General features: G+C 68.3%; 19 protein-coding genes and 1 tRNA gene. 4 read left to right on the plus strand and 16 right to left on the minus strand.

Features of this window, described 5'->3' with window-relative positions:
* Positions 1-27 precede the first annotated feature (27 nt).
* From ABB55_RS25275 to ABB55_RS25295, 5 genes are all read right to left on the minus strand, one after another.
* A complete protein-coding gene (locus ABB55_RS25275) occupies positions 28-1704 on the minus strand; it encodes a hypothetical protein (RefSeq protein ID WP_054361300.1) in 1677 nt (558 codons plus the stop codon).
* A 262-nt stretch (positions 1705-1966) separates the two neighbouring features.
* Complete coding sequence (locus ABB55_RS25280; protein ID WP_083463935.1) at positions 1967-3661, minus strand: methyl-accepting chemotaxis protein; 1695 nt, start codon at positions 3659-3661, stop codon at positions 1967-1969.
* A gap of 373 nt (positions 3662-4034) precedes the next feature.
* The gene (locus ABB55_RS25285) at positions 4035-5711 is read right to left on the minus strand and encodes a methyl-accepting chemotaxis protein (protein ID WP_083463936.1); all 1677 of its coding nucleotides are present in this window, start codon (positions 5709-5711) and stop codon (positions 4035-4037) included.
* Between the two features lie 459 nt (positions 5712-6170).
* Entirely contained in the window at positions 6171-7262 is a 1092-nt protein-coding gene (locus tag ABB55_RS25290) for a S1C family serine protease (protein ID WP_054361303.1), read from the minus strand.
* Between the two features lie 124 nt (positions 7263-7386).
* Complete coding sequence (locus ABB55_RS25295) at positions 7387-8418, minus strand: cysteine synthase A (protein ID WP_054362291.1); 1032 nt, start codon at positions 8416-8418, stop codon at positions 7387-7389.
* A gap of 348 nt (positions 8419-8766) precedes the next feature.
* Here ABB55_RS25295 and ABB55_RS25300 point away from each other — a divergent pair, with 348 nt between their 5' ends.
* A complete protein-coding gene (locus ABB55_RS25300; RefSeq protein ID WP_054362292.1) occupies positions 8767-9405 on the plus strand; it encodes a ChrR family anti-sigma-E factor in 639 nt (212 codons plus the stop codon).
* Between the two features lie 107 nt (positions 9406-9512).
* Positions 9513-10292: an SDR family NAD(P)-dependent oxidoreductase gene (locus tag ABB55_RS25305; protein ID WP_338053658.1), complete on the plus strand. Its 780-nt coding sequence runs from the start codon at positions 9513-9515 to the stop codon at positions 10290-10292.
* 134 nt (positions 10293-10426) lie between these two features.
* On the opposite strand, the gene ABB55_RS25310 is transcribed toward ABB55_RS25305, so the two are convergent.
* The 6 genes from ABB55_RS25310 to ABB55_RS25335 form a co-directional block, all read right to left on the minus strand.
* A complete protein-coding gene (locus tag ABB55_RS25310; protein WP_054361304.1) occupies positions 10427-11950 on the minus strand; it encodes an MFS transporter in 1524 nt (507 codons plus the stop codon).
* Between the two features lie 65 nt (positions 11951-12015).
* Positions 12016-13257, minus strand: coding sequence for an SAM-dependent methyltransferase (locus tag ABB55_RS25315; RefSeq protein WP_054361305.1), 1242 nt, complete (start codon positions 13255-13257; stop codon positions 12016-12018).
* 36 nt (positions 13258-13293) lie between these two features.
* A complete protein-coding gene (locus tag ABB55_RS25320) occupies positions 13294-14184 on the minus strand; it encodes a DUF1365 domain-containing protein (protein ID WP_054361306.1) in 891 nt (296 codons plus the stop codon).
* Entirely contained in the window at positions 14181-15482 is a 1302-nt protein-coding gene (locus ABB55_RS25325) for an NAD(P)/FAD-dependent oxidoreductase (protein WP_054361307.1), read from the minus strand. The genes ABB55_RS25320 and ABB55_RS25325 overlap by 4 nt, the downstream gene beginning before the upstream one ends.
* A gap of 43 nt (positions 15483-15525) precedes the next feature.
* On the minus strand, positions 15526-16995 hold the full coding sequence (locus ABB55_RS25330; protein WP_054361308.1) for a cryptochrome/photolyase family protein: 1470 nt from the start codon (positions 16993-16995) through the stop codon (positions 15526-15528).
* 124 nt (positions 16996-17119) lie between these two features.
* Positions 17120-18337 carry an acyl-CoA dehydrogenase family protein gene (locus ABB55_RS25335; protein WP_054361309.1) on the minus strand — a complete coding sequence of 406 codons (1218 nt, stop codon included), beginning with the start codon at positions 18335-18337 and terminating at the stop codon, positions 17120-17122.
* Between the two features lie 250 nt (positions 18338-18587).
* Here ABB55_RS25335 and ABB55_RS25340 point away from each other — a divergent pair.
* Positions 18588-18662, plus strand: a tRNA-Val gene (locus ABB55_RS25340).
* A gap of 94 nt (positions 18663-18756) precedes the next feature.
* Here the strand turns inward: ABB55_RS25340 and ABB55_RS25345 are convergent.
* Positions 18757-19152, minus strand: coding sequence for a hypothetical protein (locus tag ABB55_RS25345; protein WP_054361310.1), 396 nt, complete (start codon positions 19150-19152; stop codon positions 18757-18759).
* 73 nt (positions 19153-19225) lie between these two features.
* On the minus strand, positions 19226-19636 hold the full coding sequence (locus ABB55_RS25350) for a hypothetical protein (protein ID WP_152982185.1): 411 nt from the start codon (positions 19634-19636) through the stop codon (positions 19226-19228).
* 255 nt (positions 19637-19891) lie between these two features.
* Here ABB55_RS25350 and ABB55_RS25355 point away from each other — a divergent pair, with 255 nt between their 5' ends.
* Positions 19892-20257, plus strand: a complete 366-nt coding sequence (locus ABB55_RS25355; protein ID WP_054361312.1) for a hypothetical protein — start codon at positions 19892-19894, stop codon at positions 20255-20257.
* 119 nt (positions 20258-20376) lie between these two features.
* Here ABB55_RS25355 and ABB55_RS25360 read toward each other — a convergent pair whose 3' ends face one another.
* The 3 genes from ABB55_RS25360 to ABB55_RS25370 form a co-directional block, all read right to left on the minus strand.
* A complete protein-coding gene (locus ABB55_RS25360) occupies positions 20377-21060 on the minus strand; it encodes a glutathione S-transferase family protein (RefSeq protein ID WP_054361313.1) in 684 nt (227 codons plus the stop codon).
* On the minus strand, positions 21057-22052 hold the full coding sequence (locus ABB55_RS25365; protein ID WP_054361314.1) for a DMT family transporter: 996 nt from the start codon (positions 22050-22052) through the stop codon (positions 21057-21059). The genes ABB55_RS25360 and ABB55_RS25365 overlap by 4 nt, the downstream gene beginning before the upstream one ends.
* Positions 22053-22131: 79 nt before the next feature.
* A complete protein-coding gene (locus tag ABB55_RS25370; protein ID WP_054361315.1) occupies positions 22132-22833 on the minus strand; it encodes a glutathione S-transferase N-terminal domain-containing protein in 702 nt (233 codons plus the stop codon).
* Positions 22834-22843: the final 10 nt, after the last annotated feature.

Raw genomic sequence — 22843 nt, forward strand, 5'->3', positions numbered from 1 at the left:
CCTGTCATTGAAGGAAACAGCAGGCTGTCAGGGCGATGCGGGGGAGACCGTGAACCCGTGCCGGATCGGCATGGCCGGATCGGAATTCTTGATGATCGCTTCGACCGGCACATAGACGAGATCATAGTCGCCGGGTTCGTCCGGTGCCTGCAGGCGGGCGGTTCGGGCACGGGCCGCAAGCGTCGCCACCGCGACATCCGACAGGGTGGTGTAACCGCGTCGCACGATCGCGATCCGGTCGCCGTCTGCGGCCGGCAACGAGACGGTGAGATCGAGCCAGGCTCCCGGGCGCACCGTGCGCGGGGGAGCGACGAATGCGGGACCGTCCGTCACCTCGATCACAAGTTCGGCGACCGGCAGGTCGGCCTGGCCGACATGGACCAGCCGCAACTGGCTGCGCCCCGGCGGCAGGCGCCACAGCGCGCGGGTCGGACCGGGCTTCGTCACCGTGTCGGTCGGCCGGAAGCCGGGCCAGCCGGCGGGTTCGAAGGGGCGTAACTCGAGCTGCAGCGCCGCCGGCACCTCGCTCGCCCAGCCGAGTTCGACCGGCTCGCGGAAGCGCGCCGATGCCGGCCCGATCACCCGGACGGCGGTCGGGGCGACCTCCAGGGTCGCCTCGGCCAGGGGGCCGTCGTCGCCGTCGATCTCCAGCCTGAACCGTCCGCCGGAGAGCGGCGCGACGAAATCGATCGTCTTGCCGGCATCGACGAAGCCGGAGGCGACGTTGCGGCGGTCGCCCTCGGCCTCGCGCACCCCCCAGGTCGCCGAACGGGCGAAGCTGCCGGTGACCGGAAGCTTCAGCGAATCGCCGCCGCGGATGCGCTCCGGCAGGCCGATCCGGGCGTCGCTCGGGCCGACCTCGACCACCCAGCGCGCCACCCGCAGGATCGGCGCGCAGGAGAGATAGGATGCGATATGGCGCCCGGGCCGGGCACTCGCCTCCAGATGCACCTCGCGCCGGACGCCGAGCGCCTCGGCCTTGCGCGGATCGCCGCCGCGGGCGCCGACGCGGGCCATCACGGCGAGGCCGTCGGGTGCCGCCGGGTTCGACCAGGCGAGCCGGATGCGGCTGGCGGCCGGGGGCGCGCCGTCGACCGGGATCGGCTCGATCGCCGGCGCGATCCGGTCGAGGGGGATCGTCACCTCGGCCTTGCCGCCCTCGGTGACGGTGGCGGCGGCCTCGCCCCACCGCATCGGCTGCGTGCCGAGCGCGACGCGGAAGCGATAGGCGCCGGCCGGGAGGGTCATCGGCGTGCCGGACGGCACCTGCTCCAGGAACCGGTCTTCCGGGTCCCGGATGGCGGCGACCTGGGCGGTCCCGGCGACCGCGCCGTCGCGGGGATCGATGGCGCGGATCGTGATCGTGCCGCGCGGCGCGTTCAGGAGTTCGTCGCGCGAGAACAGGGCCGGGATGCCGTACCAGGGCATGAACACGGTCAGGAACAGGGCGCCGGTCGGGTTCGGCCCGCGCACCGGGCGGAAGCCGCCGGCCGGGCATTTCGGCGCGACGGGGGTACCGAAGGCGGCCGGGACCGGACCTGCGAAGGCCGCAGGCACCTCGGCTTCGTCGCTCCAGGCGGTCGGTGCCGGCTCCCAGCCCTTGAACAGGTCGCGCAGCACGAAGCTGGCGAAGGCCAGGAAGGCGAGGCCGGCCAGGGCGGCGAGCCCGACCAGCCAGGCAACGAGCTTCAGAAGGAATCGCATGGACGGCGGCACTCCGGCGGCGGAAGACTCAAGAGCTCCCGAGGTCCTGGCGCTGTGGGCCGTCGCAATCTGCCACAGGCCGGACGCCCTGTCCGATGCCCGCCGGGGCGCTGGGCGACAAGCCGATTGTCGGGCGATGCCGGACCTGACGGGGAAGGTCCGCGCGGGGCGGGCGTCGCGGCGGCCGCGGGGGGCGTGCGAATGCGAAACGGCCCCGCGGTGACGAGCCGGGGGCCGTTCGGATAGGGCAGGGACGGCGGGGTCAGGCGGCCTTGAGCTGCTCGACGAAGAGATTGACCTCCTTCTGCAGGTCCTTGGCCTGGCCCGACAGGGTGCCGGAGAGGCCCATCAGCTGGTTGGAGGCGGCGCCGGTCATCTCGGCGGCGCGGCCGACGCCGGTGATGTTCTCGGTCACCTGCTCGGTGCCGCGGGCAGCGAGCTGGGTGTTGGACGAGATCTCGCCGGTCGCGGCGCTCTGCTGCTCGATCGCCGAGGCGATGGCCGACGAGATGGCCTGGATGTCCGCGACCGTGCCGACGATCTTCTCGATCGCGCCGACGGTGCGGTTGGTGGCGAGCTGGATTTCGCCGATCTTGCCGCCGATCTCCTCGGTCGCCTTGGCGGTCTGGGCCGCCAATTGCTTGACCTCGGAGGCGACCACCGCGAAGCCGCGGCCGGCCTCGCCGGCCCGCGCCGCCTCGATGGTGGCGTTGAGGGCGAGGAGGTTGGTCTGGCCGGCGATGTTGTTGATCAGATCGACGACCTCGCCGATCTTGTCGGCGGCCTGCGACAGGGCCTTCACATCCATCTCCGTGCGGGCGGCCTCGTCGGCGGCCACCTTGGCGACGGAGTTGGACTTGGCGACCTGGCCGGCGATCTCGCGGATCGAGGTCGACATTTCCTCGGTCGAGGCGGCCACGGTCTGGACGTTGGTGGAGGCCTCCTCGGCGGCGCCGGACACGGCCTGGGCCTGACGGCTGGTCTCCTCGGCGGTCGCCGAGAGATTGCGGGCGGCGTCGGAAACCTCACCCGAGGACTTGGCAAAGGCGGTCGCGATCGCCTCCATGCGGGCGACGAACTGTTCGGCGAGCGTGCCGCGCTTGCGGATGCGCTCCTGCTCGGCTGCGGCGGCAGCCTCCTGCGCCCGGCGTTGCCGTTCGGCCTCGGCGAGGGCCGCCTTGAAGGCATCCAGGCCGCGGGCCAGCTGCCCGACCTCGTCGCGACGCTCGGTGTTCTCGATCGTCACGGAATAATCGCCCTTGCCGATCGTCGTCATGGTCTGCAGCAGGCGGGCGATCGGCGTGGACACGCTGGCGCGCACGATCATGATGGCAAGGCCGACCACGAGGACGGTGGCCAGGACCATGCCCAGCAGCGTCATCATCGAGACCGAGCTGGTCATGGCCGAGTTGTCGTCGCTGATCTTGTCGACGGCGGCGATCAGGACATCGTTGAACTTGACCAGCCGCCCCTGCACGTCCCGCATCTGCGGTTCGCAATCGGAAACCATCTTGCCCAAGGCCTTCTGGTTCTCCGTCGGGTCGGTGGATTGCGACATCCGCGCGACATCACCGCAGACGCCGTTCATGACCGCGCGAATCCCGCTGGACAGCGCGTCGAGATCGGCCGCCTTCGAGGGGAGCGACGTGCGCGCCTTGCCGAGATTGTCTTCGAACAGCTCGAACGCCTTGCGGCGGTTCCCCGCCATCTGCTGGTTCATCGCGTCAGTCGTGGCGGCAGCATTGCCGTAGAGCGACGCGATCAGATCCGAAATGTTCCGATTGGCGCGGGCAACATAGACGGTCGCATTGGATTCGGCTGTCAGAAGACGCGAGTAGCTCTCGTCGATCGACCTCATCGAATGGGCTGCATACAGAATGCCGCCCATAGAAGTCAAAGCCAGCAACATCAATAGCGCGGTGATCTTGGTGGCGAGCGTCAGATCTTTGAAAGACATCGGATCCCCCGACTGGTTTGAACGTCGCGCCCATTTTGAGGATTCTATGGTTAATAATTGTTAAATATTCGATGTACTGATTGCAATAAGTAGTCTTCTCGGAGTGGAAGGCGAAAATCCGATGTTATGAACGAGACTCGGTTATATTGTATTCGTATTCGAATATGCATTCGCAACGGAATTTCGACCGGAAGACGTAGCGATGTGATCGTCGCTGATGCGGCTTGCACGGCTTCCTCTCGGTGAGGCGGCGGACGGCCCGGTCGCCCCGCCGCGCCGGATTGGCCGTGTCCCCGGCTCGGTTTCGATCGAAAGCAAACGACCCCGGGCTGTGGAGCCCGGGGTCGCGCATGGCGGCTCGGTTCGGCAGGCGTCAGGCGGCCTTGAGCTGATCGACGAACTGGCTCACTTCCTTCTGCAGGTCCTTCGCCTGGACCGACAGACTGCCGGAAAGGCCCATCAACTGGGTCGAGGCGGCGCCGGTCATTTCGGCGGCGCGGCCGACGCCGGTGATGTTGTTGGTCACGTCCTCGGTGCCACGGGCGGCCTGTTGCGTGTTGGAGGAGATTTCGCCGGTGGCGGCACCCTGTTCCTCGATCGCCGTCGCGATCATCGAGGAGATGCTCTGAATCTGCGAGATGGTTCCGACGATCCGGTTGATCGAGCCGACCGTCCGGTTGGTGGCCTGCTGGATCTCGTTGATCTTGGAGCCGATCTCTTCGGTTGCCTTGGCGGTCTGGGAGGCAAGCTGCTTGACCTCCGACGCCACCACCGCGAAGCCGCGGCCGGCTTCGCCGGCGCGCGCCGCTTCGATCGTGGCGTTGAGGGCGAGCAGGTTGGTCTGGCCGGCGATGTTGTTGATCAGGTCGACGACCTCGCCGATCTTCGCGGCCGCCTCGGCCAGCGCCTTCACGTCGTTTTCGGTATGTCCGGCTTCCGAGGCGGCGACATTGGCGACCTCGCTCGACCGGGTGACCTGGCCGGCGATCTCCCGGATCGAGGCGGAGAGTTCTTCGGTCGACGCGGCGACCGTCTGCACGTTGGCGGACGCCTCTTCGGCGGCGGCGGCGACCGACTGCGCCTGGCGCGAGGTCTCTTCCGCCGTCGCCGAAAGGTTCTTGGCGGCGTCCGAAACCTGGCCCGACGACTGGGTGAAGCTGTTGGCGAGAGACTGCATCCGGTCGACGAAATTCTCGGCCAGTCGGGCGCGGCGCTCGGTGAGGGTCCGGTCCGCGGCTTCGCGCGCGGCCTGATCGCGGCGCGCCTTCTCGGCGGCCACGAGGCTGTCGCGGAAACTCTGCAAGGTGCCCGCGATCATGCCGACTTCATCCTTGCGATCCTGATAGGGAACTTCCGTCGCAAGATTTCCGTCGGCGATGGCGTGCATGCGCTGGGTGATGATCGTGATCGGCTTGGCGATGATGCTCGCCAACATCATGATGCCGAGGACGGCGACGACGGCCATCAGGATGCCGCTGACCACGATCGCCAGGCCGATTTCGCCAAGCGAATCGTCGAGCGTCTTAGAGCGCGCCGCGAGCAGCGCTTCTTCACCGGCCTTGATGTCCTTCAGCAGAACGCGAATGCCGTCCATCGAGCGCTTGCCGGCACCGCTGCGCTCCAGTTCGCGCGCCTGTTCCCGCGTCGCTTCGCTGGCCATCCACTGGATGCCCTTTTCCGCCACGTCCCGGCGCCAGGTCTCCGCGGCCGCCATCACTTCGTCGAGCCGGCGCTGCTGCGCGGGATTGTCCGAGGTCAGCGCCTTGATCTTGTCGAAGGCCGTCTTGAAGCTGGCGATCCCGGCCTTGTACGGATCGAGATTGCCGGGATTGTTGGTGATCAGAAAGCCCCGGAAGCCGGTCTCCTGGTCGACAATCGCCGCCCCGACGGCATCTGCCTGCTGCAGGACAGCATAGGTATGCTGGTTCCAGTCAACGGCCTTTTCGACGGTTCGCTCATTCATAAAGATATAAATGTTTGCGGCGACCGAGACCACGATCAAGACCGCAAAGGTCAGTGCGATCTTCATGGATATGCGCAAGTTATTCATGGCGACCTCGTTTGCCGTCTTTTGATTTTGGGGCGTTTCAGACTTGGGCGGTGATACGTCGGCTGTGCAGGTCCAGCCCTTGGCGTCGATCGGGGTGCCCCGAGCGCCGGGCTGGCAGTCCCTTCGGAGACCGCGGGACGCGCAAGGCCCGACCTGAAAAGGCCTATCCCTGGCTCACGTCGACTGGGTTCGGATCGTCGCCGTCCTATGTTCGTGTCACGCCGACGATGAGAAGCGTCTTGGTGCGAGGCTTAACTCTAAGAAAAATGTGATTAACGTTGCGTAAAATCGCTTTGGACAGAAATATCAAATGATGATCCCGTCCGGCCGTGGCAGGCGAGATGCTATGGAGTCTGCGGTCGCATTCGAAATTCGTATAGGCAGTTCCGCGAAGGCGGTTGAACAGCAGCGGCACCCGCAAGGGTCGCAAAACATATGGTTGCGCTGGCGGCGACAAATCTACCCGCGGCCGGCGCCGACATCTCGAATGAGCAGCTTCACTTCGAATGTGCGGCCATTGCGTTCGACGACGAGGGTCATCTGTCCGCCGATGCCGACCGCGGCCATGATTTTCTTCAGTTCGGCAAGGCGCGTGACGGCCTTGCCCTCGGCGCCGACGATGATGTCGCCGAGCGATCCGGTCGCCTCGTCGATGCCGCGCAGGCCGGCGCGCTCGGCGGGCGAACCGGGCTGGGTGCGGACGACCACCAGGCCGTCGATGCCGAGCCGGGCGGCGACCGCCTCGTCGCCGACCACGATGCCGATGCCCGGCGTCGGGACCCGGCCGTTGGCGATCAGCTGCGGCACGACCCGGTTGACCGTGTCGACGGGAATCGCGAAGCCGATCCCGGCCGAGGCCCCCGACGGTGAGAAGATGGCGGTGTTGACGCCGATCAGCCGGCCCGAGGAATCGAGCAGCGGGCCGCCGGAATTGCCGGGATTGATGGCCGCGTCGGTCTGGATGACATCGGCCAGTTCGCCGCCGCCGTCGGTCGGCAGCTGACGCTGCACGGCGCTGACGATGCCGGTGGTCAGCGTCTGTTCGAGGCCGAAGGGATTGCCGATCGCATAGACGCTCTGGCCGACCGCCAGTTGGGCCGAACTGCCGATCGCGATCGGTGGCGCCGGCTTGTTGATCCGCCCGAGCGCCAGGACGGCCAGGTCGTTGTCGGGCGCGAGGCCGACCACCTCCGCGTCGACGATCTCGCCGGTCGCCATCCGGACGCGGATCCGGCCGGCATTGGCGACGACATGATTGTTGGTCACGACATGGCCGGCCGCATCCCAGACGAAGCCGGTCCCGGAGGATTGACCGCCCTGTTGCCGGTTGAAGCGCGCCGAAGCCTCCGCGAAGACGTGAACCACCGACGGGGAGGTCTGGCGGAAGAGCTCGATGACGGCGGTCTCGCCGGCGCCGAGACCCGCCGGCGGCGTCACCGACCGGGGCGCGCCGGAGGAATAGAGCAGGCGGGCCACATAGGGCTCGCCGACGAAGCCGAGGACCGCCAGGGTCAGGATCAGCAGCAGGATGCGCTCGATACGGTCGAACATGACGGTTTCGCTCCGGCGGCGTCAGGTCGGATCAACGGGCGATGGTCAACGGGGCGGTGGTCAACGGGCGGGGGCGGTCCGCGCCGGGCCAGCGCAGCGCGGTCCGGCAGCGGGAGATTGCGGCTCAGACAGGCTCGAACGGGACATCGATCGCAACGGTCCGTTCCAGCCAGGCCGGGACCGGCAGGGCCTTCGAGCGCAGGAAGTCCGGGTTGAACAGCTTGGACTGGTAGCGCGTGCCGTAGTCGCACAGGATCGTCACGATCGTATGGCCGGGCCCCAGTTCGCGGGCCAGCCGCACCGCGCCGGCGACGTTGATGCCGGACGATCCGCCGAGGCACAGGCCCTCATGTTCGAGCAGGTCGAACACGATCGGCAAGGCCTCCTCGTCCGAAATGCGATAGGCGAAGTCGGGCCGGAATCCGTCCAGGTTGGCGGTGATGCGTCCCTGGCCGATGCCCTCGGTGATCGACGAGCCGTCGGCCTTCAAGACGCCCGCAGTGTAGTAGTCGTAGAGCGCGGCGCCGTGCGGGTCGGCGAGCGCGATCTTCACGGTCTGCGAGGCCTCGCGCAGGCCGGCCGCGGTGCCGGCGAGCGTACCCCCGGTGCCGACGGCGGCGACGAAGCCGTCGATCCGGCCGCCGGTCTGCTGCCAGATTTCGCGCGCGGTCGTGCGGGCATGGCCGTCGCGATTGGCGGTGTTGTCGAACTGGTTCGCCCAGATCGCGCCGTTCGGCTCGCTGCGGGCCAACTGCTCGGCGAGGCGGCCGGACACCTTCACGTAGTTGTTCGGGTTCTTGTAGGGAACGGCCGGGACCTCGATCAGCTGCGCCCCGCACAGCCGAAGCATGTCCTTCTTTTCCTGGCTCTGCGTCTCCGGAATGACGATCACGGTCCGGAACCCGAGCGCATTGCCGACCAGGGACAGGCCGATGCCGGTATTGCCGGCGGTGCCCTCGACGATCACGCCGCCCGGTGCCAGCGCGCCCCGCGCCATCGCGTCCTCGATGATGAACAGCGCGGCGCGATCCTTGACCGACTGACCGGGATTCATGAACTCGGCCTTGCCGAGGATGGTGCAACCGGTCAGGGCGGAGACCCGTTCGAGGCGGATCAGCGGCGTGTTGCCGATCGCGCCGAGAAGGCCTTTCGTCATGGGGTCGATCTTGCTCAAGGGAGGCCTCGATGGTGGGCGCGCCGCGCCGGACGCCGGACGGACCGGCTCTGCCGACTTTATTGTCGCGCCGAACTTCATTATCAAGGCACCCGGTTGCGCCGGAAGGCTCCGGATGGAAATGACCCACCGGGCCGGTCAGCAATGGTGCCGGTTCGTTTCCATCCCGCCATCTAGTGTGCGGCTGCGAACTCGGCTTTGATTGTTGCCGAGTTTGAGGATCGTTGCGATCCGGTGCGGAATTCGATCGATCGCTGTGATCCGATCGGCGCCGGATGCGTAGTCTGGTTGAACGGCCAGGACTTCATCGGACGGATCGGATACCGCGGTATGACCAGCACGGATGCCCTCGATACTTTGCTGGCCGGCTATGTTGCCGGCGGCCTTCCGGAGCCTGCACGCGTGCTCGTGGCGTCGCACCTGGAGATCAGCGAGCGCAACCGCCCGTTCGTGCGTCAGCTCGAGGCGATGGCCGGGGCCGAGCTCGAGACCATCGAGCCGATCCCGATCCGGCATCGCGACGAGCGTCTCGCCCGCATCTTCGCCCTGACGGCCGACGAGCCGCCGCGCGCGCCGCCGTCGCGGCACGATCCGCGCCTGCCCGATGCGCTAGCCCGCTTCCTCGGTCGGGACCTGCCCGATCTGCGCTGGCGGACGCTGCTGCCGGGCGTGCGCGAATGCCGTCTCGGCGAGACCGACGGCTGCGAAGCCACCCTGTACTGGATCCGGGGCGGCAAGCCGATCCCGGCGCACACCCATGAGGGTCTGGAACTGACCCTGGTGCTCGACGGCGCCTTCTCGGACGGCGAGGGCCGCTACGGGCGCGGCGAGATCGCGATCGCCGACGACGAGGTCGACCACCGGCCGATCGCGGAGCCGGGCACCGACTGCCTGTGCTTCGCCGTCACCGACGCGCCGCTGCGCCTGACCGGCCCGATCGGACGCTTCTTCGCGCCCTTCATGCGCTGACCGCCTCTGCCGGCGGTCCGTCCGGCGTCGGCGCCCGCGTCGGGCGACGGATGGATCCGGCTCCATCATCCGGTCGGGCCGGCGGGCGTCATCCGGGAAGGGAACGCATGACCATGGCTGCGCATGACCGGCCGGAGGGCGTCGCCCTGATCACCGGCGCCAGTTCGGGCATCGGCCGCGCGCTTGCGCTCGAACTGGCCGGGCGCGGTCGCGCCGTGGTGGCGACCGCGCGCCGCCTCGATCTCCTCCAATCCCTTTCGGCCGAGGCCGAAGCCCTGCCGGGCGTGATCCGCGCGGCTGCGGCCGACGTGACCGATGCGGCCGCGATGCGCGCGTTGTTCCCGGCCGTCGAGGCGGCCCATGGCCCGATCGGGCTGGTCGTCGCCAATGCCGGCATCTACCTCCCGGTCAGCGTCGACCGTCCCGACCCGGACGCCTATGCCCGAACGATCGCCGTCAATCTGCAAGGCACCGTCAACACCGTCCTGCCGGCCATCGAAGCCATGCGGGCGCGCGGGGCCGGGCGGCTCGCCATCGTGTCCTCGGTGGCCGGCTATGCGGGCCTGCCGACCTCCGCCGCCTACGGGGCGACCAAGGCGGCGCTGATCAATCTGGCCGAGAGCCTGAAATTCGATCTCGATCCGATCGGCATCCGCGTCCAACTGGTCTCGCCGGGCTTCGTCGAGACCGAGGCGACCGACCGCAATGCCTTCCCGATGCCGTTCATCGTCCCGGCCGCGACCGCCGCGCGCCGGATCGCCGACGGGCTCGAACGCGACGCCTTCGAGATCACCTTTCCGCGCCGCTTCACCTGGTGGCTGAAATTCGGCCGGATGCTGCCCTACGGCGTCTATTTCCCGCTGGTGCGCCGCTTGACCCGCGGATAGCCGCGGCCGTCCGTCAGGGATCCCCAGACCGGCGATGCCCAGACCAGCGATGCCCAGATCGGCGATGCCCGGACGCGAAACGGCCCGCCGAGGCGGGCCGCATTTTGTCCGACAGACACAAACGTGGGCCGGTCTCAGCCGGTCGTGCCCGACTGCCGCTCCCGCATATGCGCTTCGATCTCCTCGCGCAGGCGGGCCTGCTCGTTGGCGCCGATCGGGAAGTTCCAGATCAGCAGCACCGACAGCATTTTCAGCGCCACCGGCACCCAGGCGTACAGGATGGCCAGCGTCCAGAGGGCGAAGGGCGTCTGTTCGATCGGCGCCGCCTTGCGGGCGACCTTGTGATTCTGCGCCGGCGTGGCGTTCGGGTCCGCGGGAACGCGCGGCAGGGTGGTGGGTGCCTCGGGCGCGCCGACGGTCTGGATCTGATGCAACTGGGTCTGGGTATCGATGCGGTCGTGCCGATCGACCTTGAACCCGGCGAAATAGCCGAGCACCACCAGACTGAGCCCCAGCGCGACGGCCAGCGCCAGCTTGGTCGCCAGCGCCCAGATGGCGAAATAGAAGCCGGTATGCTGCTCGCCGGAGCGCGCCGTATCGACGTCGATCACGTCGGCCTGCATCGACGGCGGCAGCATCAGGTCCGCGCCGACCGCCGAGCCGGCGATCGATACGATGATGCCGAAGGCCCAGATGCTGGCATCGCCGATCTGGTGATGGCCGACGAAGGGCGAGAAGACGATCACCGCGCAGGCGACCATCATGGCGATGCACCAGGCGCGGTGCTTGGAGGTGCGCCGCGCGACCCACAGCCAGAGCGGGGTCGAAAGCACGCCGAACAGGAAGTAGAGCAGCAGAAACAAGCGCTGGGTCTGTTCGTCGCCGCGGACATAGTCGCGCACGAAATAGATCAGCAAGGCCGCGGCCATGCCGTTGGCCATGTAGGACAGGGCGAAGGCGCCGAGCAGCCGCCGGAACGGCTTGTTGGCGGCCATGCCCTTCAGTCCGCCGATGAAGTTCAGCGGATGGTTGGTCGCCTCGCGCGGCTCCGGCACCGTCGTCACGGTCAGGAAGACGAACAGCGGCGTCGCCACCCCGACCAGGATCGACAGGGCGACCAGAACCGGCCGGTCGCCGTGATAGCCGAGTTTCGACAGCACGAAGGGCAACCCGGTCGCGATCAGCGTCCCGACGACGATCATCACCTCGCGGGCCGCGAACATGCGGTTGCGGCCGTAATAGGACGGCGACAGCTCCGCCGCCCAGGACTGGTGCGAGAGCGACAGCGCGGTGTAGCCGACCGAGAGCATCGCGCTCCACAGGAAGAACCAGCCCGCCCAGAACCAGGTGTTCGAAACGTCGATCGCCGGGAACGGATTGAAGACCATCAGCGCGCCGAGGGTCATCGGCACCGCGGCGACCGCGAACCATGTCCGGCGGCGGCCCCAGCGCGGCCGGATGTGGTCCGCGCCATAGCCGATGAACGGATCGAGGATCGCATCGATCGCCCGGACGGCGAAATTGAGGATGCCGACCGTCGCCAGGCTGAGACCGAGGGTCTCGGCATAGAAGTTCGGGACGATGATGACGAAGGGGAGCTGGAAGGCCGCCACCGGCAGGGCCGGGAGCGCGAAGGCTATCAGGCGCGCGAGGCTCAACTCTCGGCTTTGGGCCGGAGACTGCCCCGGAACGGACGTGGATCGTGTCATCAGGCGGGGTGACCTCAGGCGCTTCTCGTATAGACGAGTTGGCGCACGTCTATGTTGCCGGAGCGGAAGCCCGCTTCACAATAGTGGAAATAGTATTCCCACAAGCGTTTGAACCTCTCATCGAAGCCGAGCGGCACGATCCGGGGCCATGCGTCCCAGAAGCGCCGACGCCATTCGGCGAGGGTTCGTGCGTAGTCCTGCCCGAAAGCCTTCTCGGATGTCAACACGAGACCGACCTTGCGACCGAGCTCAGTCATGATCTCCGGCGTCGGCAGCATGCCGCCCGGGAAAATGTATTTCTGGATGAAGTCGGGATTGCGACGGTAGCTCTCGAAGAAGCGGTCCTGAATGGTGATCACCTGCAGGCCGGCGACCCCGCCGGGCTTCAGGGTCTGCCGCAGGCGGTCGAAATAGGTCGGCCAGAAGCGCTCGCCGACCGCCTCGAACATTTCGATCGAGGCGATCCGATCGAAGCGCCCGTCGACGTCGCGGTAGTCCTGCAGCCGGATCTCGACCTTGTCGCCGAGCCCGGCCTGCTGGATCCGCTGCGAGGCGAAATCGAACTGCTCGCGGCTGATGGTCAGGCCGGTCACCTTGCAGCCGATCTCGCGGGCGGCGAACTCGGCGAACCCGCCCCAGCCGCACCCGATCTCCAGCACGCTCTGACCGGGCTCGATCCGGGCGAGGCGGGCCAGCGAACGGTACTTCTCGGTCTGTGCGGCGGTCAGGTCGGTCGTGTGCTCGTCGAACACCGCGGACGAATAGGTCATCGAAGGATCGAGCCACAACTCGTAGAAGCGGTTGCCGAGATCGTAATGGGCGGCGATGTTGCGCCGCGAGCCGGCCCGGGTGTTGTTGTTCAGCCAGTGCTGGAACTTCAGATAGAGCCGGACGAGCGGGCTGGCGGTCAGCTTCTCGTCCAGGATCTGGTGGTTCACGCAGAACAGTTCGAGAAACGCGGTCACGTCGGGGCTCGACCAGTCGCCGAGCACGTAGCTCTCGTGGATGCCGAGGTCGCCGGAGCGCAGTGCCCGGGCGATGACGTTCCAATTGTTGAACGCGACGGTTGCGTCCGGGCCGGGTTGCCGGCCCCGAAAGCGCAGGGCCAGGCCCTCGGGCGTCAGCACCGACAGACAGCCGAACTCGATATGCAGTGCGGCGCGCAGCCCGTTGCGCGCCAGGCGCGGCAGGCCGACGGTCTCGCGATCGAAATTGGCGGCGTCGATATCGCGCATCTCGCGGATGGTCTCGGTCATGTTCGGCTCCCAGCCCCCCGTCCAGCGGGGGCGCGGTCACGATCCGGCTGGACCGGCGATCGGCGCCGCGCCCGTCTCTTCGTTGCCCTGGGTCTTGCGGAGGGCGACGCCGTCGCGATGGCTGACGGGGTGGGGCGGTTCCGGCCGGCCGAAGAAGGGCATGCCCTTCAGCCAGAGCCGCAGCGCCTCGTAGTGGATCGCTCCGACGACCTTCAGCGACACCCAAGGGACCCGCAGGAATGATCGCGCGATGCCTGCCGACGTCAAGGGCTGCAATCGCGCGACGTGGCTCGCGGCGAGCATCGGTCCGTCGCGGTCGACCTCCAGGATGCGGATGCGCAGGCCGCGGCCCGGCGGCAGGATACGGAAGCGGTAGCGCATCGCCAGATCCATGAACGGCGAGACATGGAACAGCTTGGCCCGCTCCTGCCGGATGCCGTCCGGTCCGGCCTCGCCGGGCGCCACCGGCGCCACATAGCTGTGCCGGTCGCCGAAGGTGTTGCGGACCTGGTAGACGAGCGCGGTCAGGGTGCCGCCGGCGTCGTAGCAGAACCAGACCGAGATCGGATCGAAGCCGAAGCCGAGCACCCGCGGCCCGCAATGCAGCAGGATGCGTGCCGGCGGCTCGGCGAGACCGGCGCGGGCGAGTTCCCGCTCGACCCAGGCGCGCAGGTCGGAGCCGTCGGCCGGACCGTGGTCGGCGCGCCGGAAGGCGTAGAGGTTGAACCGGTCGACCGAGAACAGGGGCGAGGCCCGGCCGGCTTCGTCGAGCCGGTCGATGTCGATCAGCAGCGAGACGATCCGGTAATGGAAGCGGTGCGGCTTCGGCCGGAACCGCGCATGCATCACGGCGCCGTCGCAGAGCGACAGGGCGGCGTCCGGCGGCGGACCGTTGCCGGCGACCGTCGTGGCGGTGCCGAGGCTCATGCGGCCCGGTCCAGGGGCGCAGCCGCCGCGACCCGCCAGGGCACGGTCCCGCCGAGGGCCTCGGCCGCGGCGAGACCGGACACCAGCCCGTCCTCATGGAAGCCGTAGCCCGCCCAGGCGCCGCAGAACCAGGTGCCGTGGCGGCCCTGGATCTCGCCGAGCCGCTTCTGCGCGGCGATCGCCGCTTGGTCGTATTGCGGATGGTCGTAGGTGAAGCGGCGGAAAACGAGGTTTGGATCGGGCTCGCGCGGCGGATTGAGGGTGACGAAGAGCGGCGCGCTGTCGGGGAGGCCCTGCAGGGCGTTCATCCAGTAGGTCACGCAGACATCCGCCTGCGTTTCCGGCTGGGACGGATAGGTCAGCACGTTCCAGGACGCCCAGGCGCTGCGCCGCTTCGGCATCAGGCTCGGGTCGCGATGCAGCACCGCCTCGTTCGGCCGGTACCGGATCGCACCGAGGATTTCGCGTTCGGCCGGCGTGGCATCGGCCAGCATGGCCAGCGTCTCGTCGGTATGGGCGGCGATGATCACCCGGTCGAAGCGCTCCGTCGTGCCGGTGCTGTCGGTGACCCAATGGGCGCCGTCGCGCCGCTCGACCCGGTGCACGCCGGTGCCGGTGCGGATGCGGTTGCGGAACGGCGCGGTCAGCACCTCGACATAGGTCCGGCTGCCGCCCGACACCGTGCGCCAGACAGGCCGGTCCATATGGACGAGGCGATGGTTGGCGAAGAAGGAGACGAAGGATTGCGCCGGGAACTGCAGCATCCGGTCGAGCGGCGTCGACCAGATCGCGGCGCCCATCGGCACGATGTAGTCGGACACGAAGCGGCCGCGAAAGCCGCGCTCGGACAGCCACGTGCCGAGCGTCCTGTCGGTCAGCCGGCCGGCATGGCGGTCGGCGAGGGCGAGCTTGTTGAAGCGCATGATCTCGCGCAGCATCCAGAGATGCGCGGGCGAGAAGATCTGCCGCTTCATGGCGAAGAGACCGGACAGCAGCGGTTCGCCGCCCTTCCATTCCCGCCGCCCGCCGTCGACCGAGACCGCGAAGCTCATGTCGCTCGCCTGCGTGCGCACGCCGAGATGCGCGAACAGGGCGGTCATGTTCGGATAGTTGAGCTCGTTATAGACGATGAAGCCGGTATCGACCGCGATCGGACGGCCCAGATAGTCGATATCGACCGTATGGGCATGGCCGCCGAGGCGTGGCTCCTTCTCGTAGACGACGAGCTCGTGATCCGCTGACAGCGCCCAGGCGGCGGCATTGCCCGAAATTCCGGTTCCGATCACGGCAATACGCATGAAATTTCCCTATGGACGGCAGGCAGGACGAATGGCGGGCGGATCAGGCGGCGGTCTGGCTGGACTTAAGCTGGTCGAAGGCGGCGAGCGCCCGGTCCCGGCCGGCCGCCACGTCGACCACAGGTCGCGGATAGGTCGAGCCGAGGCGGATCCCGGCGGCGGCGAGCAGGGCGGCGGGCGCCGTCCAGGGGGCGTGCAGGTAGGCGGAGGGCAGGCCGGCGAGTTCGGGCACGAAGCGGCGCACATAGGCGCCGTCGGGATCGAACTTCTCGCCCTGCAGGACCGGGTTGAAGACGCGGAAATAGGGCGCGGCATCGGCACCCGACCCGGCGACCCACTGCCAGCTGGCCGGATTGCTGGCCGCGTCGGCATCGACCAGCGTGTCGTGGAACCAGGCTTCGCCGGCACGCCAGTCCTGCAGCAGGTGCTTGACCAGGAAGGAGCCGCAGATCATGCGCACCCGGTTGTGCATCCACCCCGTTTGCCAGAGCTGGCGCATGCCGGCATCGACCATCGGGATGCCGGTCCGCCCGCGCTGCCAGGCGGCGAGGAGTTCCGGGTCCGGCTGCCACGGGAAGGCGTCGAAGCGCGGCTGGATGTTCCGCCGTTCCATGTCCGGGAACTGGCCGAGCAGGTGATAGGAGAATTCGCGCCAGCCGAGTTCGGCCAGGAACTTGTCCAGGTCGCGCCGGCTCGCCGCCGACCGGCCGCTCTCGACCGCATGGCAGGCCGCCCGCCGGATCTGGAAGGGCGAGATCTCCCCGAAGGCGAGATGCGGTGACAGGCGCGAGGTCGACGGCAGATCCGGCCGGTCGCGGCGCTCGGCATAGCCGGCGAATTCGTCGTCGAGGAAGGTTTTCAGCCGCGCCGCCGCGCCGGCTTCGCCCGGCGTCCAGGCCGCGGCGATCCCGCCCGACCAGTCGGGCCGCGTCGGCGTGAGCGCCCAATCCTCAAGCCGGTCTGACGCGGGCACCGTTTGGAGCCCGCGCACCCGTGCGGGGGCGGGCAGGGGCGCGCGGGGTTCGGCACCCGCGCAGGCGCTGCGCCAGAACGGTGTGAAGACCCGGAACGGTTCGTCGACCTTGCTGCGGACCGACCAGGGCTCGTGGAGCAGATGCGCCTGGAAGCTCTCCGGCGCGTGGCCCTTGGCGGCGAGCTCCGCCTTGACGGCCCGATCGACCTCGATTTCGGCCGCCCGGTATCGGCGGTTCCAGGTGACGAGACCGGCGCCGAGCGCGGTCGCCAGCGCCGGGACGATGGCGCCGGCCGCCCCGCGCCTGAGAACCAGCGCGATGCCGAGACGCGCCAGATCGGCGGCGAGCGCCGTCAGGCTCTGATGCAGCCACCAGCGCCGGGCACCGCCGGGCGCGCGGATGCCGGGCGAGACCTCGTCGAGCACATAGAGCGCGACCATCGGCCGGCCGCTCGCCGCAGCCCGGGTCAGCGCCGGGTTGTCGGCGACGCGCAGATCGTCCCGGAACCAGACGAGGGCAGGGGCTTCGGAGGTCGGCATGAGCGGTGGACGGGTCCCATTGGAGAAGGCACGTCCGGATTACGCAGACCGCAGCCGCCCGGATTGGTCCGAGCGGATTGTTTTTTATCGACAATGGCGCGGCACGGCGGCCATGGCCAAGCCGTCAGTGCACCGCGTCGGTCACCGGCGCCGCTTCCGCCAGCCGGGATTCGGCCTCGGCGTCCTTCAGGAGTTCGCGCGCGATGATCAGCTTCTGCACTTCGGTGGCGCCTTCGTAGATGCGCAGCGCGCGGATCTCGCGATAGAGGCTCTCGACGATCTCGCCGGTCCGCACGCCGCGCCCGCCGAACATCTGCACGGCCTGGTCGATCACCCATTGGGCGGATTCCGTCGCGGTCATCTTGGCCATGGCGGCGGCGCGGGTGGTCGGCTTGCCCTGGACATCGCGCATCCAGGCCGCCCGGTAGGTCAGCAGCGCGGCGGCATCGATCTGCGCGGCCATGTCGCCGAGCTTGGCCTGGGTCAGCTGGAAATCGGCGAGCGACTGGCCGAACATCTTGCGGGCGCGGGCATGGGCGACGGCCTCGTCGAGCGCGCGCCGGGCGAAACCGAGCGCGGCGGCGGCGACGGAGGCGCGGAAGATGTCGAGCGTGCGCATGGCGAGCTTGAAGCCCTCGCCGGGCTTGCCGATCAGGCGGCTGGCCGGGATGCGGCAATTCTCGAAGCGCAGCCGGGCGAGCGGATGCGGCGCGATCGTCTGCAGGCGCTCGGCGACGACGAAGCCCGGATCGCTCGGCAGGACCAGGAAGCAGGACAGGCCGCGCGTGCCGGGCGCCTCGCCGGTGCGCACGAAGACGGTGTAGATGTCGGCGATGCCGCCGTTGGAAATCCAGGTCTTCTCGCCGTCGAGCACATAGCTGTCGCCGTCGAGCCGCGCGGTCGAGGCGATCGCGGCCACGTCGGAGCCCGCCTCCGGTTCGGTCAACGCGAAGGCGGCGATCGATTCGCCGCGCGCGATGCGCGGCAGGATGGCCGCCTTGATCTCGTCGGAGGCGGAGAGGCTGATCGCGCCGGTGCCGAGACCCTGCATGGCGAAGGCGAAATCGGCGAGCCCGTCCCAATAGGCCAGCGTTTCGCGGGTCAGGCAGACGAGGCGCGAATCGATCGTGTCGGTCAATCCGCCATAGGCGGCCGGCACGCAGGCGCGCAGCATGCCGACTTCGCCGAGCCGCTTGACGATGTTCAGGCAGGCGAGGTCGGTGTCGGAATGGTCGATGCCCTTCAGGCCGCCGGCCGTGATCCACTTGTCGAGTGCCGCGACGATGTCGCGATGGCCTTGGGCGAAAAAGGGCCAGTCGAGGTGGTCGCGGGTCGGTTGCACGTCCGTCTTCTCCGGTTCGGCTTGGCATCAAGGGCGCCGACCGTTCTATCCGCACCCCGCCCGCGATGCCAGCGGCCCGACGGGCCGGCACGGCGTACCATTCGGCATCGCATGCCCGCCGCGGACCGCCCGGCCGCCGGCCAGGTGTCGATGTACCGGGATGATTGGTGCGGCCAATGCCGTGCCGCTTGCGCCGAACCACGACGCGAGGCTATTGCTTGCGCCGCAATCCGGCCGACGGGCCGGGGTCGGGCGGTTAGCTCAGCGGTAGAGCGACGGTTTTACACGCCGTTGGTCGGGGGTTCGATCCCCTCACCGCCCACCATTTCCCTCTGATTCCGAGGGGTTATTTTTGGTTTTGCGAACCCCGCTGGCACGCGGTTCGCATCCCTGCGTCCGGCGTCCGATTCAACGTCCGCCTACTTCACCTCGATTGTGACCGTGTAGGTGCTGGTCACGTCGCTGACCGGGTCCTCCATATAGAGCTGATGGATGGTCTGGACGGTGATCGTATCGGTGCCACGGAAACCCGGCCGCGAGCGGTAGTAGAGCACCGTCGCCTTGGTCTTCTCGCCGGCGCAGGCGTCGCCCTTTTCGATGGTCCAGGTGATCCGGGCGAGACGCGCAGTGCCATTGGCCGGCGGGGTCCTGATGGAGACCTGGTGAGCGCCGGCGCCGGTGCAGTCGCTGCGGACGACGTAATAGGCCTTCACGGCGGTGTCCTGTCCGGAGCGGACCTCGATGCCCATGGCCGTGCAGGGCAGCAGGATCGCTGCGGCAAAAGTCAGGGATGCAAGGATGTTCGGCGTTGGCATGCGAGGGCCTTTCGAAGGGACGTGGGGCGGCGATCAGCCTGCGGATTGACACCGGCGCGGTGGCGTGTGGCGATCAGCGGACGGATACCGAAATCGTTTCGGAAGCGTAGACATCGCTGACGGGCTGGGTCGGGAAGCGCGCGTAGATCGTCTCGATCACGATCGTGTCGGTGCCGCGGAACCCGGCATTCGGACGGTAGTAGAGAACGGCCGCCTTGACGGTGTTGCCGGCGCAGCGCCTGCCTTCGGAAATTCGATAGGCGACCAGCGCAACGCGTGCGGAGCCGTGGGCCGGCGGCGTCCGGATTGCGACCCTCTGGCCGCCGCCGCCGGAGCAGTCGCTGTGGACGACATAGAAGGCGTGTACCGCGGTCTCCTGACCGGACCTGGCCTCCACGCCCAAAGCGGGTCCGGCCGGAAACGCCGACAGGCCGAACACGATCGACATGGCGGCAGCAGACAGTCTGCGAACGGATAAGGACATGAACGCGCCTTCACTCCAATGAGAGACCTCAAATGAGAGATCTCAAAGCTACAACCGAAACATGTCGGACCGGCAACACAACCGTCAATCTATCAGAATTGCGGGGCCGGGCTGCACGGTGTGGCCGGCCGATGCCGGAACGTCACGGCCGTCAACCCTGTCCGCTTTTCGCCCCTTTGGAGCGTTGACTCCGTTGGGCTATCCGGTAAACCCAGATGGAGGGGGTACTCGGATCCTTTCCAAGGAGGGGGAATTATGAAGTCTCTGGTTATCGCTGCCGGCCTCGCTTTCGGTGCCGTGTTCGCGGCTGCGCCCGCTTCCGCTCTGCCGATCGCCAAGATCGCCGGTGCTGAGAGCGCTCCGCGCGCCGAGACCGTGGCCTGGTACTGCAACGCCAACGGCAAGCATTGCGTCAAGGCGCCGCGCGCCGGCTACGTCGTCCGTCCGGCCTGGGAGCCGGCCTGCGCCGTCGGCTGGACCTTCAACGGCTATACCTGCGTCGCGCCGGTCGTCGTGAAGCCGCGTCCGATCGTCGTCGCCCCGGCTCCGGTCGTGGTCGTCAAGCCGCGTCCGGTCGTCGTCGTCAAGAAGCCGGCCGTCGTGGTCAAGGTCAAGCCCTGATCCAGGGCCTCGGGATCGGATGATCCCGTAACGGATTGAGCGGGGCGCCTTCGAGCGCCCCGTTTCGTTTTGCGGCGGACGATCGGATGCTGCGCCGCCTTCCTTTCAGGGGGCGGCGGTCACGCAGCCGGCTTCAGATGCTTGAACATGTGGCCCCGGGCTTCGGCATCCATCGTCTGCTTGAACGCGAAGCGGTCCTTCAGCGCCTTGGCCCGGCCGGCTGCCGGTCGCGCGTCGATCTCGTCGTGCAGGCGCTTGAGATGGGGCAGGCTCGCCCAGGCGTCCTCGCCGAGGATGAAGGGGACCATCCGGGCCCAGCCCCAGACATCCATGTCGACGATGCTGTAGGCATCCCCGACCATGTAGCGCCGATCGGCGAGGCGCCCGTCGAGGACGGTGAAGTGCCGGCGCGCCTCGAACTGGTAGCGCTCGTGGGCATAGGGAACCGGCTCGGGCGCGAAATGCTTGAAATGCACGGCCTGGCCCGAGAAGGGGCCGACGCCGGTCGCCACGAACATCAGCCAGGACAGCAGTTCGGCGCGCAGCACCGGACCCTCGGCCGGCAGGAATTGTCCGGTCTTCTCGGCCAGATAGAGCAGGATGGCATTGCTGTCGAAGACGATGGCGTCGCCGTCCACGATGGCCGGGACCTTGCCGTTCGGATTGATCGCCAGAAAGGCGGGCTCGAACTGCTGGCCCATGCGGGTGTCGACCGCATGCGCCTCGTAGGCGAGGCCGGTCTCTTCCAGAAACAGGGCGACCTTGGTCGGGTTGGGCGAGCCGTTGAAGTAGAACTTGATCATGGCGTTTCCTCTGAAGGACCGGCCGGCTTTGGGGCCGGGTTGTGAAGCGATGCGGGAGGCGACAGGGGCGGCGGGCCGCCGGTGGCCGCGCGCGGCGGCGTCGCCGGCAGACCCAGGACGCCGACCGCGGTGAGCAATCCGACGCTGACGGTCAGGATGCCGGCGATCTGAACCGCGTCGGGGATCTCGCCGACGAGCGGAATCCCGATCACGACCGAGACCGCGGGAACGATCGCCGGGAACAGGACGGCACGGCTGACGCCGAGCAGCGCGACCGCCTTGCTGTAGGCCATGATGGTGATCACGCCCTGGATCAGCCCCTGGGTCAGGCCCTGCACGACGATCGGTCCGACCGGCAGGGCGGCCAGATGGTCGATGCCGCGCACGGCAAGATAGATCGGGCTCGCCAGCACGCAGGACATCACGCTGACCACCGCCGTCGCGCGGGCCGCCTCGACCCGCCACGCCCTGAGCAGGAGCGTGAACGTCGCCCAGAGCAGGCTCGACGCGCCGAACATGAGATCGCCGATCCAGGATGCCGGCATGCCGTTGTCGGCGGCGATGCCGTGCCAGCCGATCAGCAGGATGCCGGCGAGCACCAGCGCGGCGCCCGACAGATGGGCGCGGGTCAGCCGCTCGCCGAGGAACAGGCCGGCGGCGATCGTGCTGACGATCGTCACCGTCGAGGGCGCGATCACCGCGCCATGCGCCAGGGGCGCAAAGGCATAGCCGCCGGTCTGCAGGATCGCGAAGAGCGGTCCCCCGGTCAGCGCCAGGATGCAGCCCCGGCGCCAGCCGATGCCGGCGAGATCCGGCAGGCCCCAGTGCAGCAGGAACGGCAGCATGACCAGACCGGCGACGAGAAAGCGGGCGAAGATCAGATCGTCCGGCGCCAGCCCGCCGAGAATGCCGGCGCGCGCCGTGGCGAAGGCCAGCGACGCGCCGACGGCCATGACGAGGCCGCAGGCATGCCCCAGACCGAGGCCCGGCATGCGGGGCGATCCGGTCGGGCCCTGCGTCATCGCCGGGCCCGACCGAGGCGGCGGGCGGTTGGGGAGGCGCCGGCCGGCATCAGCGCGGCGCTACGGATGCGGCGGTCTGGCCGAACAGGACCTTCTTGGCGGCGTCGGTCGTGGCCGGCTGCGTGTTGATGCTCTTCGCCAGTTCGTAGGCGCGGATCGTCGCGGGCCGCGCCGCGATCTCGCCGAACCAGCGGCGGAGATGGGGGAAGTCGTCGAGATTCTGGCCCTGCCGTTCGTGCGGCACGATCCAGGGATAGCAGGCCATGTCGGCGATCGAGTAGTCTCCGGCGACGAAGGCGCGGTCGGCGAGCCGCCGGTTCAGGACGCCGTAGAGCCGGTTGGTCTCCTTGACGTAGCGATCGATCGCATAGGGGATCGGCTCGGGCGCGTAGATCTTGAAGTGGTGGTTCTGGCCGGCCATCGGACCGAGGCCCGCCATCTGCCAGAACAGCCATTGGCGCACCTCGAGCCGGCCGCGCAGGTCGGCCGGGATGAACTGCCCGGTCTTCTCGGCGAGATAGAGCAGGATCGCGCCGGATTCGAACATCGCGACCGGGGCGCCGGCCTCGGCCGGTTCGTCGTCGACGATCGCCGGAATGCGGTTGTTCGGTGCGATCTCGAGGAAGGCCGCCTCGAACTGCGCGCCGGCGGCTATATTCACCGGCACGATGCGGTAGGGCAGGCCGGTCTCTTCGAGGAACATCGTGATCTTGTGGCCGTTCGGCGTGGTCCAATAGTAGAGATCGATCATGGTTTCACCC

Origin of the sequence: Prosthecodimorpha hirschii (assembly GCF_001305515.1) — a bacterium.
Lineage (GTDB): Bacteria > Pseudomonadota > Alphaproteobacteria > Rhizobiales > Ancalomicrobiaceae > Prosthecodimorpha > Prosthecodimorpha hirschii.

Coding starts and splice junctions, on each gene's coding strand:
- ABB55_RS25275 (WP_054361300.1), bottom strand. CDS start 1,704: ATGCGATTCCTTCTGAAGCTCGTTGCCTGGCTGGTCGGGCTCGCCGCC.
- ABB55_RS25280 (WP_083463935.1), bottom strand. CDS start 3,661: ATGTCTTTCAAAGATCTGACGCTCGCCACCAAGATCACCGCGCTATTG.
- ABB55_RS25285 (WP_083463936.1), bottom strand. CDS start 5,711: ATGAATAACTTGCGCATATCCATGAAGATCGCACTGACCTTTGCGGTC.
- ABB55_RS25290 (WP_054361303.1), bottom strand. CDS start 7,262: ATGTTCGACCGTATCGAGCGCATCCTGCTGCTGATCCTGACCCTGGCG.
- ABB55_RS25295 (WP_054362291.1), bottom strand. CDS start 8,418: ATGACGAAAGGCCTTCTCGGCGCGATCGGCAACACGCCGCTGATCCGC.
- ABB55_RS25300 (WP_054362292.1), top strand. CDS start 8,767: ATGACCAGCACGGATGCCCTCGATACTTTGCTGGCCGGCTATGTTGCC.
- ABB55_RS25305 (WP_338053658.1), top strand. CDS start 9,513: ATGACCATGGCTGCGCATGACCGGCCGGAGGGCGTCGCCCTGATCACC.
- ABB55_RS25315 (WP_054361305.1), bottom strand. CDS start 13,257: ATGACCGAGACCATCCGCGAGATGCGCGATATCGACGCCGCCAATTTC.
- ABB55_RS25320 (WP_054361306.1), bottom strand. CDS start 14,184: ATGAGCCTCGGCACCGCCACGACGGTCGCCGGCAACGGTCCGCCGCCG.
- ABB55_RS25325 (WP_054361307.1), bottom strand. CDS start 15,482: ATGCGTATTGCCGTGATCGGAACCGGAATTTCGGGCAATGCCGCCGCC.
- ABB55_RS25330 (WP_054361308.1), bottom strand. CDS start 16,995: ATGCCGACCTCCGAAGCCCCTGCCCTCGTCTGGTTCCGGGACGATCTG.
- ABB55_RS25345 (WP_054361310.1), bottom strand. CDS start 19,152: ATGCCAACGCCGAACATCCTTGCATCCCTGACTTTTGCCGCAGCGATC.
- ABB55_RS25350 (WP_152982185.1), bottom strand. CDS start 19,636: ATGTCCTTATCCGTTCGCAGACTGTCTGCTGCCGCCATGTCGATCGTG.
- ABB55_RS25355 (WP_054361312.1), top strand. CDS start 19,892: ATGAAGTCTCTGGTTATCGCTGCCGGCCTCGCTTTCGGTGCCGTGTTC.
- ABB55_RS25360 (WP_054361313.1), bottom strand. CDS start 21,060: ATGATCAAGTTCTACTTCAACGGCTCGCCCAACCCGACCAAGGTCGCC.
- ABB55_RS25365 (WP_054361314.1), bottom strand. CDS start 22,052: ATGCCGGGCCTCGGTCTGGGGCATGCCTGCGGCCTCGTCATGGCCGTC.
- ABB55_RS25370 (WP_054361315.1), bottom strand. CDS start 22,833: ATGATCGATCTCTACTATTGGACCACGCCGAACGGCCACAAGATCACG.